General features: G+C 64.5%; 8 protein-coding genes and 1 pseudogene. 8 read left to right on the forward strand and 1 reads right to left on the reverse strand.

Going from position 1 to position 16,588, the window contains the following annotated elements:
- Position 1: 1 nt before the first annotated feature.
- The 5 genes and pseudogenes from MKK69_RS22885 to MKK69_RS22905 all read left to right on the forward strand — a co-directional run.
- Positions 2-2,839: a hypothetical protein gene (locus tag MKK69_RS22885; protein WP_147750002.1), complete on the forward strand. Its 2,838-nt coding sequence runs from the start codon at positions 2-4 to the stop codon at positions 2,837-2,839.
- Positions 2,836-3,915: a hypothetical protein gene (locus tag MKK69_RS22890; protein ID WP_147750003.1), complete on the forward strand. Its 1,080-nt coding sequence runs from the start codon at positions 2,836-2,838 to the stop codon at positions 3,913-3,915. Before MKK69_RS22885 ends, MKK69_RS22890 begins: the two co-directional genes overlap by 4 nt.
- Positions 3,916-3,922: 7 nt before the next feature.
- Complete coding sequence (locus MKK69_RS22895; RefSeq protein WP_147750004.1) at positions 3,923-9,460, forward strand: DEAD/DEAH box helicase; 5,538 nt, start codon at positions 3,923-3,925, stop codon at positions 9,458-9,460.
- A gap of 62 nt (positions 9,461-9,522) precedes the next feature.
- Positions 9,523-10,509: a hypothetical protein gene (locus MKK69_RS22900; RefSeq protein WP_147750005.1), complete on the forward strand. Its 987-nt coding sequence runs from the start codon at positions 9,523-9,525 to the stop codon at positions 10,507-10,509.
- A 177-nt stretch (positions 10,510-10,686) separates the two neighbouring features.
- A pseudogene (locus MKK69_RS22905) lies at positions 10,687-11,548 on the forward strand (IS5 family transposase); the annotation flags it as partial.
- Positions 11,549-12,029: 481 nt separating this feature from the next.
- On the opposite strand, the gene MKK69_RS22915 reads toward MKK69_RS22905, so the two are convergent.
- The gene (locus MKK69_RS22915) at positions 12,030-12,746 is read right to left on the reverse strand and encodes a GntR family transcriptional regulator (protein WP_147750008.1); all 717 of its coding nucleotides are present in this window, start codon (positions 12,744-12,746) and stop codon (positions 12,030-12,032) included.
- Between the two features lie 151 nt (positions 12,747-12,897).
- On the opposite strand from MKK69_RS22915, the gene MKK69_RS22920 reads away from it, so the two are divergent.
- Genes MKK69_RS22920 through MKK69_RS22930 form a run of 3 tightly spaced genes read left to right on the forward strand, consistent with a single transcriptional unit; the run spans position 12,898 to position 16,586 of the window.
- A complete protein-coding gene (locus MKK69_RS22920; RefSeq protein ID WP_147750009.1) occupies positions 12,898-14,196 on the forward strand; it encodes an MFS transporter in 1,299 nt (432 codons plus the stop codon).
- A gap of 46 nt (positions 14,197-14,242) precedes the next feature.
- Complete coding sequence (locus tag MKK69_RS22925; RefSeq protein ID WP_147750010.1) at positions 14,243-15,322, forward strand: tartrate dehydrogenase; 1,080 nt, start codon at positions 14,243-14,245, stop codon at positions 15,320-15,322.
- 4 nt (positions 15,323-15,326) lie between these two features.
- On the forward strand, positions 15,327-16,586 hold the full coding sequence (locus tag MKK69_RS22930) for a glycerate kinase (RefSeq protein WP_147750011.1): 1,260 nt from the start codon (positions 15,327-15,329) through the stop codon (positions 16,584-16,586).
- The last annotated feature ends 2 nt before the right edge of the window (positions 16,587-16,588 follow it).

The following is a 16,588-nucleotide window of genomic DNA, read 5'->3' on the forward strand; positions in this document are numbered from 1 at the left end:
GATGCTGGCAGACATCAACCGTCGGCTCGACAAGCAATTCGCTGCCCTGCGCACCCAGCGCGCCGCAAGTGGACTGCCGGTCTTCGCATTGGAGCACGGCTTGAGCGAGCCGGAGATCCATTCCCTAAAGCTCTCCCTGTCCGGTGAGTTGAAGAGGAAGGGCAAGCTCGACCACACCCATTGGCTCTGCTGGATCGCCGCAGCCGCAGAGGTTGGCTACTCCTTCGACGGCGTCGAGTTCTGGACCTCCTTCGAAGGGGCGGTTCCCGGCTGGTCGACGATGGGCAGCCGCACGACGATCCGCGACTGGTACAAGCGCTTCGGCGAGCGGTTCAGTGGGATCCGCCCTGAAGGACCTTGGGCGAAACACTTTTCCATCATCGCCTGGCCGATCACACACTCTATCCTGCCGAAGGATCTCCAGTCCCAGTTCGCGCGACTCCTCTACGAATGCAGGTATCGACTCGCCAGCATCCAGGACCAGGGCGCTGACAAGATCGGCGAACTCCTACGCAAGGCTGGCCCCGATACGAATACCCGGTTCGGGAATTTCCTTGAACAGGTCAACCTGACCGGCATGCTGTTCATCGCGCTGCGCGACGAGGGCATCGGTGAAAGAGTTTTGCCCATCGAGAAGGCGACCCTCTCTCGTATCATCGGCGACCTTGAGCAGCGACAGGTCGCCAAGGAGTGGCTGCGTGAGGCCCGACGGGTGATCCGAGATGCCTGCCTCAAGCAGTCCCGTCATCTCGCGCCGGCGCCCGCCAAACCCAAACAGGGGCAGGAAAAATCCGTCGAGGCGGTGCCCATCGAGAGGCACGCTCTGCTGACCGCACGTCGTGCCGGCAATGGGGCATGGGCCCTGAGGCTGCAACTTCCCGACTTCAGGCCAGCCCTCAAGGCAGCGAAGATCGGCAATCCCGAGCTCGACAAGACGAGGATTCGGTTCTTCGACGAGAAGGGCACGTGGCGCCCCGGACGTTCGCTCATCAACCTTTCAAAGTCCGAACCCGCGATCACCCGCCTTCCGCCCACGGAACGGATCATCGACTTCGAGACCAAGACACCGACCGTTGAGCAGGCTCTCCACCGCGCCATCTCGATCCCTGGACCATCGCCGTGGCTTTTGAGGGTGCAGGCAGATGGTGTTGCCCGGCAGGTCATGGGACATCACGTTCGCGTCGGGCAGACATACGTGCTGGCGTCCACGCAACCCCTGGCCCGCACGGCCGTCGAGGAGCTCAAGCTCTGCGTCATCCGTGAGGCCGAAGGATCCAACCTCTACGAACTGAACGTACCCGACGCGCTCAGCGGCATCCGCTTGGCTGCGTTGGAGAAGGTCGGCCTCGGTTACAGCCTCGGAGCTCGCATCGACCCTGTTGGCATCGTGCCGAGCCTCGATCCCTCCACGGGCCAGTCGATCTGGTCGCCTGACGACGAAATCGTTCTCAGGCTATCGGCCGACTACGCGGTACGCGAATATCAGGTGGCCGTCGGCTCCTCGCCGGCCGTCAGAATACCCGGTGACGGGCGACCCGAGATCCTATGCACATGCGGACGCCTTCCACTCGGCCCGAGGACGGTCACGGTTTCCGCCGTGCCGATGGACAAAGGCTTGGCGGAGCGGGTTCAGACCGAGATACTTCGAACGCTCGTGCGGGCACCTCGTCCATGGTCGAAGGCACCTTCCGAGCGCTGCGGGCTGAAAGTCTCCGTTGACCCGCCCGAGGCTAGGCTCGGCGAACTCCTGGCCGGGCAGGCGCGGATCACCCTTATCGGGCCGCCGCGTAGGAAGGTTTCGGTCAAGGCGGAGTTCTTCGACGTCAACGCTCACGTTCAGGCAACCGAGCGTCTCGGAGAGCGGGAACTACCGGCCGATACGGGCTGGTTCAGGCGCGCCGTCGAGCCGCTCAATAAGGAGAAGTGCTGGGACCTTATACAGTCTTCGCCCAAGGTCGACATCGTCTTCGATGCCGGCGAACTCGGCTCCGCCCGCGTATCTTTCCGCAATAAGGTCGAGCCGCTCCGCTGGAAGGTTTCGCGCGAGCGCGGGGGTATCACGGTCCGCCTGATCGATGAGGCAGACCGGCCCGAAGAGCTTTCGGTCGAGCGTTACGACCTGACCGCGCCCGACGTGAAAGTCGCGATGTCCTCCGACGCGTGCATGGCCGGCATTCCGCTCGCGGCGGCGGGATCACTGTTCGTCGCCTTGCTCGATGGCAAGCGCTACCGCACGGTCATCGCCCTCTCCCCATCGGGGAAGTCGACGTCCCTCGGTGACTTGGCCTTAGACCCGCTCCTTGATTTCGTAGGTCAGGATCCTCGCCGGATCCCACGGCTGGTCAACCTGCAGCGCCTATGGAACGGCGCGAACTGTATGGGCCCCCTCGCAACAATCCGAAGGTGGCGAACCATTCAGGCCTTGGACGCCAGGTTGGTCGAAATTCTCTGCGGTTCCCACTGGCTGCGGGCCACCCGCGAGTTCACCGAACGGCGGGTGACGAGCGACCGGGCCCTGCAGCAAATGGTAGGAATTCCCTCGTTCGCCAGAGCCCTAGCCGAGGCGTTCGCGGGCAGGCCCGATGCCATAAGGGGGGGGCTACCGCACTTCCAGCAGGCTGCCATTCGGTATCAGGTCTGCTCTGATGCGGATGCCATCAAGACAGCGTGGCAGATAGCCATGGAGCCTGCGGCTTTGTCCTTCGCGGATCCCCGCAGGGGACGCGATCTCTTCGCGGGCATCGCCGCCAACAAGGGTCTCGCCAGGGGTGCATTCCTCGTGCGTGCGGTGACCGCCTTCGGTGCGGATCCGGTGTCACCGAAGGACGTGGCCGCATGACGATCGCCGTCCTCCCGCCCAAGGATGCGTTCACCCGGATCGCTTCATCCCTCTCCGTGCCGGATCCCGGTCAGGACGCGGAGCGAACCGTGGCCTTCGTCTGCCAGGTGATCCGCCGCGCGGCGCTCGCGGTCACGCCTTGCGGTCGCGCGGCGCTGGAAGCTGTGGCCGTCGAGGCGCTGAAGGGCTTCTGGCCCGACAGGTCCACGCTCGCCTTGGCGGTTGAGCAGGCCACCGAGGAATTGCTCGTCTATGGCGACCTCCTTGAGATGCAGGTGCCCGTGGAAGGCTCCGTACGCGCCTCGTTCGTCATACGGGCCGCCCCGCCGCACCACGTGATGCGGGGCGCGGATTCCTGCGTGATCCTCGGTCTCGGAAACGAGGAGATCACGCCGCTTCCCGCCTCGACCTTGGCGCGTGTCCATCACATCGGGGCCTTGCGCTTACTAGAGGGAGACGGCGCCTCGGAGCTAAGCACCTATCTCGCGGAAAACGGGTTTCCCGGTCTCGACCTGAAGGGCTGGCTTCGCCTGCCCCGTGAGGAAACTCCGGGGGCCTTCCTCCGGGTCTGGTGGGACAAGCTGGCGGCCCAGGACCGAAGCGGCGAGATCGAAGGGCTTCGGGTCATCTCGGTCGAGAGCAGCGTCCGCTACTACAAGGGTCGCTGGGTGGAGCCCGCGAAGATGTCAGGTCGCTTCGTCGCTCGCCGGCCCCAGGCCTTTGGGGCGGATCTTTGGTGCATCGTGGAGCTCGACGGCGGCCGTCCGGTGCGCCTCCTCGACATCACGTCTGCCGGCGATCTCCAGAGGCCCTGCGACATCGCCTGGCGGATCCAGATGGCCCAGGACGCCCTGGTCGGCAGGCGGCAGGTGTTCCGGGTGGTCCGGAACGACGACGGCACCTTCTTGGAGTTCCTCTCGCCGCTTCCCTCTTGGGCACAGCGTCGCCTGCTCGTCTCGGGTGCCCGGGCCCAACGTCCCCGGTGCCTAATGGCGTTCGCGACCAGGCCCGACGAACTGCCGAACGTCCTGCACTTCCTGAAGAACTGCCTGTGGCTCGAAGAAACGACGCACTGAGCGCCCGATGACAACCACGATCCAGCAGACCGTCGACGAACTCCGTCGGACCTTGACCGAGTATATCGAGGCCACCTACCACATCGGCCATCCCGGCATGGTGGACCAACGCCGCCGGCTGCTCGGCGAGGTCGGCAACATCCACCAAGTCCCATTCCTCGAAAGCACGCCGCGCTACGTCCCCGGTGGTCGATACGAGGACATGCAGGGCGTGCCGGCAGCGGCCAAGGAGGCTTACTGCAGGCTGGCGGACGCCTCAGATGGCGATCCCCTCGTGTTCAACCCGCCTTACAGCCACCAGGCTACAGCCATCCGGGAGACGCTGGGCAACGGGCGCAACCTGATGGTCATGACCGGGACGGGGTCCGGCAAGACGGAGTCGTTCCTTCTGCCCATCCTCGGCAAGCTCGCCATCGAGGCGCGCGACAGGCCTAAGTCCTTCCGTCGCTACGACGCGGTGCGCGCCATCGTACTCTATCCGATGAACGCGCTCGTAAACGACCAACTTGGCCGCTTGCGCCTGATGTTCGGCGACACCCGCACCGTCAAGATGTTCGAGGAATGGGCAGGGCGCCCCGCCCGGTTCGCCCGTTACACCAGCCGCACCCCCTATGCGGGCGTCCGGACCTCCGCAAAGGACGGCAAACGGCTGGCGACGATCGGAACCTTCTTCGGTGCCATCGAGGACGCCGCCAAGGCCCTTCCCGGTACAGAGGGGCCGACCAGCGAGGAGGAGAACGAGCGCGCCGGCCACCTGCACGCCGAACTATCGAAGCGGGGCAAGTGGCCGTCGAAGGAAAGCGTCTCCGCCTGGTTCGGCAAGCCAGGAACCCACTGGCCGGGCAAGAATAAGCAGTCCAAGCGCGGCGTGCTCCGCCCCCACGATGCCGAACTGATCACCCGACACGAAGTCCAGGAGAACCCGCCGGACCTCCTCATCACGAACTACTCGATGCTGGAGTACATGATGCTCCGGCCCATCGAGCGGCCGATCTTCGACAAGACCAAGGAGTGGCTGCAGGACAACCCCGAGGAGAAGCTCCTGATCGTCATGGACGAGGCGCACCTCTACCGTGGTGCCCAGGGCGCGGAGGTGGGGCTTCTCCTCAGGCGCCTGCGCGAGCGCCTCGGGATCGGTCCGGACCGGCTGCAGGTCATCTGCTCGACAGCCAGCTTCCAGGACACAGAGAACGCCGACCGCTTCGGCGCGGCGCTCACTGGCGTGCCGAAGGAAAGCTTTGTTCCCGTGACCGGGACGCTGAACCACCGCAAGCCCGCCCATACGGGCAACGAGGCCGACGTGGCCGCTCTGGAAGGCGTCGTTCTGGACGACTTCTACTCGGCCGACCGCGAACTCCAGCGGCAGACCACGGCGCCGTTCCTGAAGTATCGTGGTCGGACGCCGGAAGGTGATCTGGAGCCGAACCTCCATGCAGCCCTCAAGGATTTCGCCCCGTTCAACATGCTCGTGAACGAGACGATGAAGGTCGCGCGACCCCTGGGCGCCCTCGGCGAGCTTATCTTCCCGGGCATCAACAGTCTCAGGGCGGACACGGCCATCACTTCCCTCCTCGCGCTCGGCAGCCGGGCTAAGCTGGCTCCCGACCAGCCGAGCCTCCTGCCGTGCCGCATCCACACGTTCTTCCGTGGGCTCGCCGGCCTCTGGGTCTGCATGGACCCGGAATGCTCGGCGCTGCCGCCCGCCGAACGCGGCGGGCCAGCGGGGCACATGTATGCCCAGCCCCATGAGAGATGCGACTGCGGCGCGACCGTCCTTGAATACTTCACCTGTCGGGATTGCGGGATTTCTTATGCCCGAGGCTACGCCACTCGCCCTGACCGTCCATCGGACACCTGGGCCGCCCCAGGCTCCTTGATCCACAACGACGAGGGCGGGGCCGAAGCGCTCCAGCCGTTCGACCTCATGTTGGAGGAGCCGCCGGCTCCGGAGAAGGTACGCCCGGCCGTCTATGACCTGATGAACGGCAAGATCGATCCCGACATCCCCGGCAACCGGGTGCGGTACGTGTATCTCGCTCCAGAGGTCCCGACGAAAGTTGACGACGATGACGAGCCGAGCAAGGCGACGCCCGGCCAGTTCGTCCCGTGCGGCTGCTGCGAAGGCAGGGGGGCCTACAACAAGTCCACCGTTCAGGACCATCAGACGAAGGGCGACCAGCCCTTCCAGGCACTCCTCTCGACGCAGATCCGCATCCAGCCGCCCGGACCTCAGGATGCCTCCGATTTCGCGCCCCTCCGCGGACGAAAGGTCCTGATCTTCTCCGATTCTCGTCAGATGGCGGCCCGCCTCGCCCCGACCTTGCAGACCTTCTCGTTGAGGGACACCGTCAGAGCGCTCGTCCCGGCCGGCCTCAAGATCCTGGGCGATGCCGAGTTGCTCGGGAACAAGGTCACGCTGGATAGCGCCTTCGCGGGCTTGATGGTGGCGGCCCAGCGCCACCGCGTTCGCATCCGGCCCGAGTTGGCCGCTGGCGAGACCATGCCGACGGTCGGTTCCGGCACCTTCGGAAGTGAGGTGGACAAGGATCAGGTCTACGAGTTGCTCGATGAGACCTGCCCCGAGAACCTCCTCTCGGCCATCGTCCGGGTGATCCGGGATCACCACCTCGGCTTGGAAGCCCTCGCCGTGGCGAGCGTCCGCGAGGCCGACAAGCACAAGCCCTTCATCGCGACCCTTCCCGACCTGCCCGGATTGGCCACTACACCCGAGGAGAAGGTCCAGGTCGTAAGGGCTTGGCTCCGGTGCTGGGTCCGCAAACCGGGGATCTGGTTCAAGGGCATGCCGGGGGTCTGGTGGCAAAAGGAGGTCAAGGGCCACGCGGGCAAGTTCGCCCCAATGGAAAAGGTGCTGGTCGCGAAAGGCACGCGCGCCGCGTTCGACGGGAAGTGGCTCCCCCAGTTACTCCAGAAGTTCACTGTGACCGCCGATGACGGCGGCAGGCGGCTTCTCGCGAGGAACCTCATGCTGGAATTCGAGGGGGACTGGCGGCGGTGCGAAACCTGCCGTTCGGTCCACCGTCCGATCAGCCGCGTCCAAACCTGCATCGACTGCAGTTCCTTGAACATCCAGTCATTTGACCCCGGTGACGACAAGGTCTTCGAGGCTCGAAAGGGCTTCTATCGCAAGCCAGTTACTACCGCGATGGAGGACGAGGCACAGGCCCCCTTCTCTCTGATCGCGGCCGAGCACACCGCGCAGCTTAACGCTGCCCAGCCCGACGACGCCTTCTCCCAGGCCGAGGCGCACGAGATCCGCTTCCAGGACATCAACCTCGCATGGAGGGGGACGGATCGGTCGGAGCCGGCCATCGACGTACTGTCGAGCACCACGACGATGGAGGTGGGCATCGACATCGGCGCGCTGTCCGGCGTTGCCTTGCGCAACATGCCGCCGGGCCGGGCAAACTACCAGCAGAGGGCGGGCCGTGCCGGTCGCCGGGGCAACGCCGTCGCGACCGTCGTGGCCTTCGGGAGCGTGGACAGCCACGACGACCATTACTTCGTCAAGCCGGACGAGATGATCACTGGGCCGGTCACCGACCCTCGCCTGACCCTTGAGAACGTCGACATCGCCCGCCGCCACGTTCGCGCGTTCATCATCCAGCGCTACTCCGAGGATCGCATACCCGGTGTCGATCCCCTCACCAATGCGAACCTGTTCTCGGTCCTAGGGAAGGTCGACGAGTTTCGCGGCGGCGGGGTTCTCAACCGCAATGACTTCGCGGCGTGGCTGCAGGAATCGAAGGGGAAGCTTGAGAATGCGCTCGACCGGTGGCTACCCAGTGAGCTTACGCCGGAGGACCGCGCCTTGCTCATCGCCACCCATGGCGATGACGTCCTCAAGAACGTCGAGGACGCGATAGACTGGACTGGCGACGCTGCCGCGGACGATGAAGGCCCGATCCTTCCGATCGAGGCGCCGCCCCTGGAGGGAAGCGAGAAGGACCCCGAGGAAGTTGTTGAGGTGCCCAGCGCGGATGACGAACTGGCTGACCCCGGTTCGGACAAACTGCTGGATCGATTGCTCTACCGCGGCAAGCTTCCGCGATATGCCTTCCCAACGGACGTGGCCTCGTTCCACGTGTTCGATCCGAATTCCACCTCGTACAAGGCCAAAACATTGTTCGCGCCCTCACAGGGCTTGAACATCGCCCTCTCTCAATATGCGCCTAACAAGCAGATCTGGATCAAGAACAAGCAGTACACGTCAAAGGCGATCTACTCACCATTCGAGGAAGAGCGCAAGAAAGCGTGGCGAGGGCGTAAACTCTACTACGAGTGTGACGTCTGCCACCACGCGAAGACCACGGACTTCGACCGGGAGCGGCGGAACGAAAGCATAGCCTGCGAGGCCTGCGAGACCGAGGGCTCGTTCGGGCCGGCCGTCAGTTGGATCCGTCCGCCGGGCTTCGCCCATCCCTTCAGCATGGTCGCGACCTCGCAGCCGGACGAGAAGAGCGAGACCGCGTACGCGACGCGGGCCAAGCTCGTCATGTCCACTCCGGGAGACGCGGATGGCTGGGTAGCCGTCAACGACCGCGTCCGGGCATTCCCGACGCGAAGAAACCTCCTCGTCTCGAACACGGGCCCCGGGGAGGATGGGTACGTCTACTGCACGGCCTGCGGTCGCATCGAGGCAGAGAGGGATCAGGACGAGAACCTGGGGCAGCCCCACAAGCCTCCCTATCCGGACTCCGACGAGGAACTCTGCCTGGGAAATCGGATCGCGAGGCATGTGGTGCTCGGCACCGACTTCATCGCGGACATCTGCCTCTTCTCGATCCGGCTGGAGATGCCCTTCCAGTTGCGGCCCGGAAATACGGAGACGGAGACGGCCCTGCGAACCGTATGCGAGGCGATGGCCAAGGCCGCCTCGAAGCTTCTGGAGATCGAGAGCGGGGAGATCCTTGCGGAATACAGGCCGGCCCTTACCCCTGCCGGGGCTCATGGCAAAGAGGTCGAAATTTTCCTCTACGACACCCTCGCCGGTGGCGCCGGTTTCTCGCCCCAGTTAGCCCATCGCGCCGGAGACCTGTTTAAGACGACGCTCGCCATCCTGAGCGACTGCCCGGAATGCTGTGACGCGTCCTGCTACCGGTGCCTGAGGAGCTTCAAGAACAAGTTCGATCATCCATTGCTCGACCGCCAACTTGCGGAACAGCTCCTGCGCCATGCCCTGCTTGGGGGCATTCCGGACTATTCGCCTAAGAGAGCCGCCATCTCGTTGGACGTCCTGTACTCGGACGTGACGAGGCAACTCTCTGATAGGTTCATGTTCGAGCGGGATGTCGAGAGACTTGCTGCAGGCAGGAAGGTCTCCGTACCGATCCTTGCCACGAACCGGGAGACGGGTGCGGAGCATTGGATTGCCCTGGCCTCACCCATCGCTATTAAGATCCCAGCCGACAGGGCTCTGAGGGAGCTCCCCTACGCACAATGCGAGCCGATCATCTGCGTGAACGACCTATTGGTGCGGAGGAATCTTCCGTCCGCCGTCAGGATGGTCGAGGAGAGGCTTGGGTAGCGATGTACGTTTGCCTCTCGTCGGCTTCACGCGTCCGGTACCTTGAGGACGTCGCCCGTTCGGTGTCCATGCCGCCCGGTGCGATCATCCGTTTCAGGTATGCGACCAAGATCGTCGATCCGAAGGTTCTGGCCGTAGCGTCGACGGGGAAGCTCAATGGGCAAACGGCACTCATCTGCTTCCTGGACGCCTCGAAGATGGAGCTGTTCCCCAGCATCGTCCCAACTCGGTTCGCACGCATCGAGAAGGTCGAGGTAGTCGGAGGGTTCATGACCCTCGACCTCGGGCTGTCAGCCTTTCCCGACATCGCCGAGGACGTCGACGTCCAGAGCAGGTTCGAGGGATTGAACCGAGAAATCCCTGTCCCCAGCGGGCAGTCTGCGTCCAAGTGGGAGAGGGTGAGATACTTCTTCGGGAAAATCGATGACCCGAAATTTAAGTCGTCGAATTCCGATGATACCTGGCAAAGGATCGTCACCCAGCTGGGAGGCTCTGACGGCTTCAAGGATGCCAAGTACGGCCGCTTTTTTCGAGTGTATGGCGTAAGCCAGGACGATGCCGGGCATCAGCAGTACACAACGGGCATGTCACTGAGCGCCGGCGTACCTTACTACATCCACGTCAGCTACTTCTCCCCGTCTGCAGTCGAAAACAGTGATGTTCTCAGCATTTCTGCCAGTTCCGATGCCATCAAGGTCATTTCGCAAAGCGCGATGACCCTTGATTCTGACTATGATAAGCAGGCTTTTATCGTGCAAGGCACAGGGCCGGACGTGCAAACGCCTTCTTTCCTGAGTTTCTTACATGAACCTTCACTGAGCACAGACGACAAGCGCAAATGGAAGCTTCGTTTCGAGTTGCCAATCACTTCTGAGGCAGATCGGCGTAACCGTATCATTCAAGCCGCCCTGGTAGCTGCTCCACCCGCAGGCGCTGCACTGCTTGGTATATATGCCGCCGGAAAGTTCACTTGGAAGTATATTTTGGCGGTGGTAGTCGTCTACGTTGGCGTTGGAGTGCTGAAGTTTATGGTTGTGAAGCAGAAGTAGCTCTTGCAAGGGAGATAATTTTCAGTTTTGTCATTTTCTCTACTCAGAAACAAGTCGCTTTATGCGCGTTTAGCCAGCCAATCGCCAAGAACTAGTCGAACGGACACCTCGAAACACCCCCTTCCGTACGGTGCGGTGTCGTGATTCCCTGATGCTGTCGGCGTTGGGGAGGCTCGGATGGGTCAGCCAGGGGTCTTCGATTTGGATGAGCGCTATCAGCGTCTGTCGGAGAACGGCGACCCGCTGGTGAAGCTCGCGGCCTTGATCGACTTCGAGGCTTTCCGCCCGAAGTTGGCCACCGCACTGAAGCGGTCCGATGGGTCGAAGGGGGGCCGCCCGCCCTACGACCCGGTCCTGATGTTCAAGATCCTGGTCCTTCAGACACTCTACACGCTCTCGGACGACGCCACCGAGTTCCAGATCCGGGATCGGCTCTCGTTCATGCGCTTCCTCGGTCTCGGCTTCGAGGATGGCGTGCCCGACGCCAAGACGGTGTGGCTGTTCCGGGAGCACCTGACCCGGGCCGGCGCGATCGACGAGCTGTTTGCAGCCTTCGACGCCTGGTTGAAGGGCAAGGGTTACCTCGCGATGTCGGGGCAGATCATCGATGCCTCGATCATCGCAGCTCCGCGTCAGCGCAACACCGATGCGGAGAAGGCGGCTCTCAGGGAGGGCAAGATCCCTGACGCGTGGGCGGCCAAACCGAAGAAGCTGGCGCGAGATGAGACCGCGATGCCCGCTGGACCCTGAAGCGGGCCAAGGCGCGGCCCGCAAAGGCGGACGGCACCAAGGCCAAGGTCGAGATCGCCGTTCCGATGTTCGACTACAAGACCCACGTCTCGATCGACCGCAAGCACGGGTTCGTCCGCCGCTTCACCGTGACCAGCGCGGCCGCCCACGACGGGGCACAACTGGCCAACGTCCTCGACGCGACCAACACGGCGAGCGACGTATGGGCCGACACCGCCTACCGCTCGAAGACTAACCTGCTCGCCGCGCTGCACCAGGACGGCGTTCAGCGGCCAGTCGAATGCGTCCGGCGCTAGGAACATGTCGTCCAGCCATTCCGCCCGAAGCGCTGGGTCCGCATTGTGAGCGAGCATTGCCGTCGGAAGGGGCAAGACCCCATCGCTGACGACCAGCACGTCGATCTCGCCGATGCGCACCGCGTATCGTGACGGCACCAACTCCTCCGAACTTGGACGCGCTCGGTGAGGATCTCTCGTATCGGTTTGGCCGGTCATTGAAGTGTCCATGGTCGCCCCTCGATGGGATGCGCGGACATCCGGCTCACCAGGATCCGGAAACGCGCGCCTCCACACAGGGACGAGACCGGGTCCGCGAATGTGACATGTGCTGTCGGGGATTGAGGCCGGTGGATGACCGCTTCGGTCGAAACGCAGTCAAGGATACGGTCTCCCTTCCACTCCTCTTGGCCGTGGCGCAGACGGGCGGGTCCCGACCCAATTACGCCTGAGCAGTTGACCCAATCGCACGACAGAAGCAGGCGTGTGAGTGCTTTAGAGATGCTTCAGACCAAAACTCTCAAGTAGAGGAAGAAGCTCGTCGCGGGCGCGCAGTCGGTGATGATGCGTAGAGTTCTGCGCCTGCATCGCATTGCCAATCCGGATCGCATCGATGATCTCACAGTGCTCGGCAACAGATGCTCCAAGCTCCCGTCGAAGCTTGAGTGTTAGCATGCGGGCGCGATGTGACTGATCGTTGATCGTCTGGATGATGCGGTTCATTCGCCCGTTCCCCGCCCGCTCGACGAGTAATCGGTGGAAACCGGCATCTGCCTGCCCCCAGGTCAGAAAGTCTCCGGTCTTCCACGCCTCGGCCATGGCCTCGGTCTGGTCGGCGAGTTCCCCACAGATGGCCGCACGCTCGGCGTCAGACCGTTCGGCGAGCAGTTCGGCCGCACGTCCTTCAACCGCGATGATGACGTCGTAGATCTCCCGCATGTCCTCCGGAGCGAGGGCACAGATCAGGACGCCGCGGCGCGGCAGCACGCGGACGAGACCGTCCTCCTGAAGGCGAATCACCGCCTCGTGGACGGGGGTGCGGCTCATCCCGAGACGCAAGGCGATCTCCTGCTCCGACGCCTGGTAGCCCGGCGTAAAGCTCGAATCCTGGATGGCCTGCTTCATTGCCAGGTAGGCGTCGTCGACCAGTGATGGTCGACGCTCAACCTCCTGATCGTCCTTTGTTTTCGCCGCTGTCCGTACCCGGTTCATCGCACTCTCCACTGCCAACTGTCGTACCATCTTCCATGCAAGCTGCAATATGAGAGTTGACAGCCTTGCACGATAATGCGCATCTCATCCCACCTTGCATGCAAGTTGGCGCTCAAAGACCAACGCAGGCTGGCCATCCCAGGAGGAAACGATGGACGCTTCGCTTGAGCGGGCGACCATGCGCAGGGTCGCATGGCGCCTGGTCCCCTTTATCTGCCTGCTCTACTTCATCGCCTTCATCGACCGGGTGAACATCGGGTTCGCCGCACTGACGATGAACAAGGATCTCGGCTTCTCCTCATCCGTGTTCGGGTTCGGGGCCGGCATCTTTTTCTTCGGGTATTTTCTCTTCGAGGTGCCTTCCAACATCGTCCTCGACAAGGTCGGCGCGAGACTTTGGATCGCCCGCGTGATGATCACCTGGGGGATGCTATCGGGTGCCTTCGCCTTCATCGAAGGCGAGAAAAGCTTCTATGCCCTGCGCTTCCTGCTCGGCGCGGCGGAGGCCGGCTTCTTCCCCGGCATCATCCTGTACCTGACCTATTGGTTTCCGGCCCGGTACCGCGCGGGTGTCGTCTCCCTGTTCATGGCGGCGGCTCCCGTCTCGGTGCTGATCGGCTCACCCTTGTCAGGTGCCTTGCTCGCGATGGAAGGCGTCCTCGGCCTTCACGGCTGGCAGTGGATGTTCATCATCGAGGCCATCCCCGCCGTCATCCTCGGCGTGGTCGTGCTGTTCTACATGACGGACCGTCCCGAGAAGGCGAAGTGGCTGACCGCGGACCAGCGGACTTGGCTCGTCGCGGAGATGAACGAGGAGCACGCCCGCAAGAAGGTGGTCGCCAGCCACGGCATCCTGGCCGGCATGACCGACATCCGTGTGCTGGCACTCGCGCTCGTCTACTTCGGCACATCGGCCGGCCTCTACACGCTCGGCATCTGGGCGCCGCAGATCATCAAGAGCTTCGGGCTGTCGACGATGGCCGTCGGATTCCTCAACGGTGTGCCGCCCACCATCGCGATCGTTGCCATGATCCTCTGGGCGCGCCACTCGGACAGGACCGGTGAGCGCACCTGGCACGTCGTGATCGCTTGCCTCGTCGCCTCGGCCGGCCTGCTGCTGGCAGGCGGTGCGGCCTCGGCCGTTACGGTCGTCGCCGCGCTCAGCCTCGTCAACGTCGGCATCAGCGCGGCCAAGCCGCCGCTCTGGGCCATGCCGACGATGTTCCTGTCCGGCTCCGGAGCGGCCGTCGGCATCGCCACGATCAACTCGGTCGGCAACCTCGGCGGCTTCGTCGGTCCGTGGGCGATCGGATGGATCAAGGACCTGACCGGCAGCTTCACGGGCGGTCTCGTCTTCGTCGCGGCGCTGCTCGTCCTCTCCGCCGTCGTCACCCTCGCCGTCGCCCGCTCGGGTCGGCGCGCCGAGCCTGCCAGCGCCATCGCGCGCTGAACCCCTGCCTCGTTCCCACACCCCAACGTCCCAACGGAGACCTGTCATGACCAAGACCTACAACATCGCCGCGATCCCCGCCGACGGCATCGGCGTCGAGGTCATCGCCGCCGGCATCGAGGTGCTCGACGTGCTGGCCGAGAAGGCCGGCAGCTTCACCTTCAAGTTCGACCACTTCGACTGGGGTTCGGACTACTACAAGAAGCACGGCGTGATGATGCCCGCCGACGGCCGTGACCAGATCCGCAACCATGACGCGATCTTCTTCGGCGCGGTCGGCGCGCCGGACGTGCCCGACCACATCACCCTCTGGGGCCTGCGGCTCGCGATCTGCCAGCCCTTCGACCAGTACGCCAACGTCCGCCCGACACGCATCCTGCCCGGCATCACCTCGCCACTGCGCAACGTCTCGGGTCCCGAGCTCGACTGGGTGATCGTGCGCGAGAACTCGGAGGGCGAGTATGCCGGCGTCGGCGGCCGGGTCCACCAGGGCCACCCGAACGAGGTCGCCACCGACGTCTCGATGATGACCCGCTCCGGCGTCGACCGGATCATCCGCTTCGCCTTCAAGCTGGCACAGTCGCGTCCGCGCAAGCTCCTGACCGTGGTGACGAAGTCGAACGCCCAGCGTCACGCGATGGTGATGTGGGACGAGATCGCGGCCGAGGTCGCCGCCGACTTCCCCGATGTGACCTGGGACAAGATGCTGGTCGACGCGATGACCATGCGCATGACGATGAAGCCGCAGACGCTCGACACCATCGTCGCCACCAACCTGCACGCCGACATCCTCTCGGACCTCGCGGCGGCGCTCGCCGGTTCGCTCGGCATCGCGCCGACCGCCAACCTCAACCCGGAGCGCACCTACCCGTCGATGTTCGAGCCGATCCACGGGTCGGCCTTCGACATCACCGGCAAGGGCATCGCCAACCCGATCGCCACCTTCTGGACCGCCTGCCAGATGCTGGAGCACCTCGGCGAGAAGCCGGCCGCCGACCGCCTCATGCGCGCCGTCGAGCGGGTGACGGCCGATCCGCGCCTGCACACGCCGGATCTCGGCGGCAACGCCACGACCCGCATGGTGACCGACGCGGTGATCGCGGCCGTTCAAGGCGACAACGAGTAGGGCCGTGGTCGAGCCCGGGGATCTCCTGCGGCAGCTATTTGCGGCTGCCGTGGCCGCGGCCGATCCGGCCGTGAGCCTTGCCCGGCATTTGCCGGAACCGCCACGAGGACGCACCGTCGTCGTCGGAGCCGGCAAGGCCGCCGCCTCGATGGCCCAGGCCGTCGAAGCGGCCTGGCAGGGCGAAATCTCCGGGCTCGTCGTCACGCGCTACGGGCACGGCGCACCCACCAAGCGGATCGAGGTGGTCGAGGCGGCCCATCCCGTTCCGGACGCCGCCGGCGAGGCCGCCGCCGGACGCATCCTCGACCTGGTCGCCGGGCTCACGCCCGATGACCTCGTCCTCTGCCTGATCTCGGGCGGCGGCTCGTCCCTGCTCTCTCGACCCGCGCCAGGCCTGACTTTGAGCGACAAGCAGGCAGTGAACCGCGCGCTCCTGAGATCCGGTGCCACCATCGGCGAGATGAACTGCGTTCGACGGCACCTCTCGGCGATCAAGGGAGGACGTCTCGCAGCGGCCTGCCATCCGGCCAAGGTCGTGACGCTCCTGATCTCGGACACGCCCGGAGATGATCCCCTGGACATCGCTTCCGGGCCTACCGTTCCCGATCCGACCACCTGCGCGGACGCGCTGGCGATCCTCGCTCGGTACCGGATCGAAGCCCCGGCGGCCGTGCAGGCGGAGCTGGAAAGCGGTGCGGGAGAGTCGGTGAAGCCCGGGGATCCGGCCCTCGCGGCACCGGACCTGCGCATGATCGCGACGCCGCTCATGGCCCTCCGGGCCGCTGCGGCATGCGCGCAGGACGTCGGCGTCGCAGCGTGCATCCTCGGCGATGCCATCGAAGGCGAGGCGCGTGAGGTCGGCCGGGTCATGGCCGGCATCGCGCGAAGCGTTGCCGAGCATGGCCTGCCGATCTCGGCGCCCTGTGTCCTGCTCTCCGGCGGGGAGACCACCGTCACCGTGCGTGGGCAAGGGCGCGGAGGCCGCAATGTCGAGTTCCTGCTGGCACTCGGTGTCGAACTCTGTGGCCACCCCCGGGTTCACGCCCTCGCCGGTGACACGGATGGCGTGGACGGCCTGGAGGAAGTCGCCGGAGCGGTGCTCGCACCGGATACGATAGCCCGGGCGGCCCGCCTCGGCCTCAGCTTGGATGCCAGCCTCGCCCGGAACGATGGTCACGGCTTCTTCGAGGCGCTTGGGGACGAGATCATCACCGGTCCGACCCTGACCAACGTGAACGACTTCCGCGCGATCCTGATCGTCTGACC

The organism is Methylobacterium sp. J-026, assembly GCF_022829585.1.
Classification (GTDB): Bacteria; Pseudomonadota; Alphaproteobacteria; order Rhizobiales; family Beijerinckiaceae; genus Methylobacterium.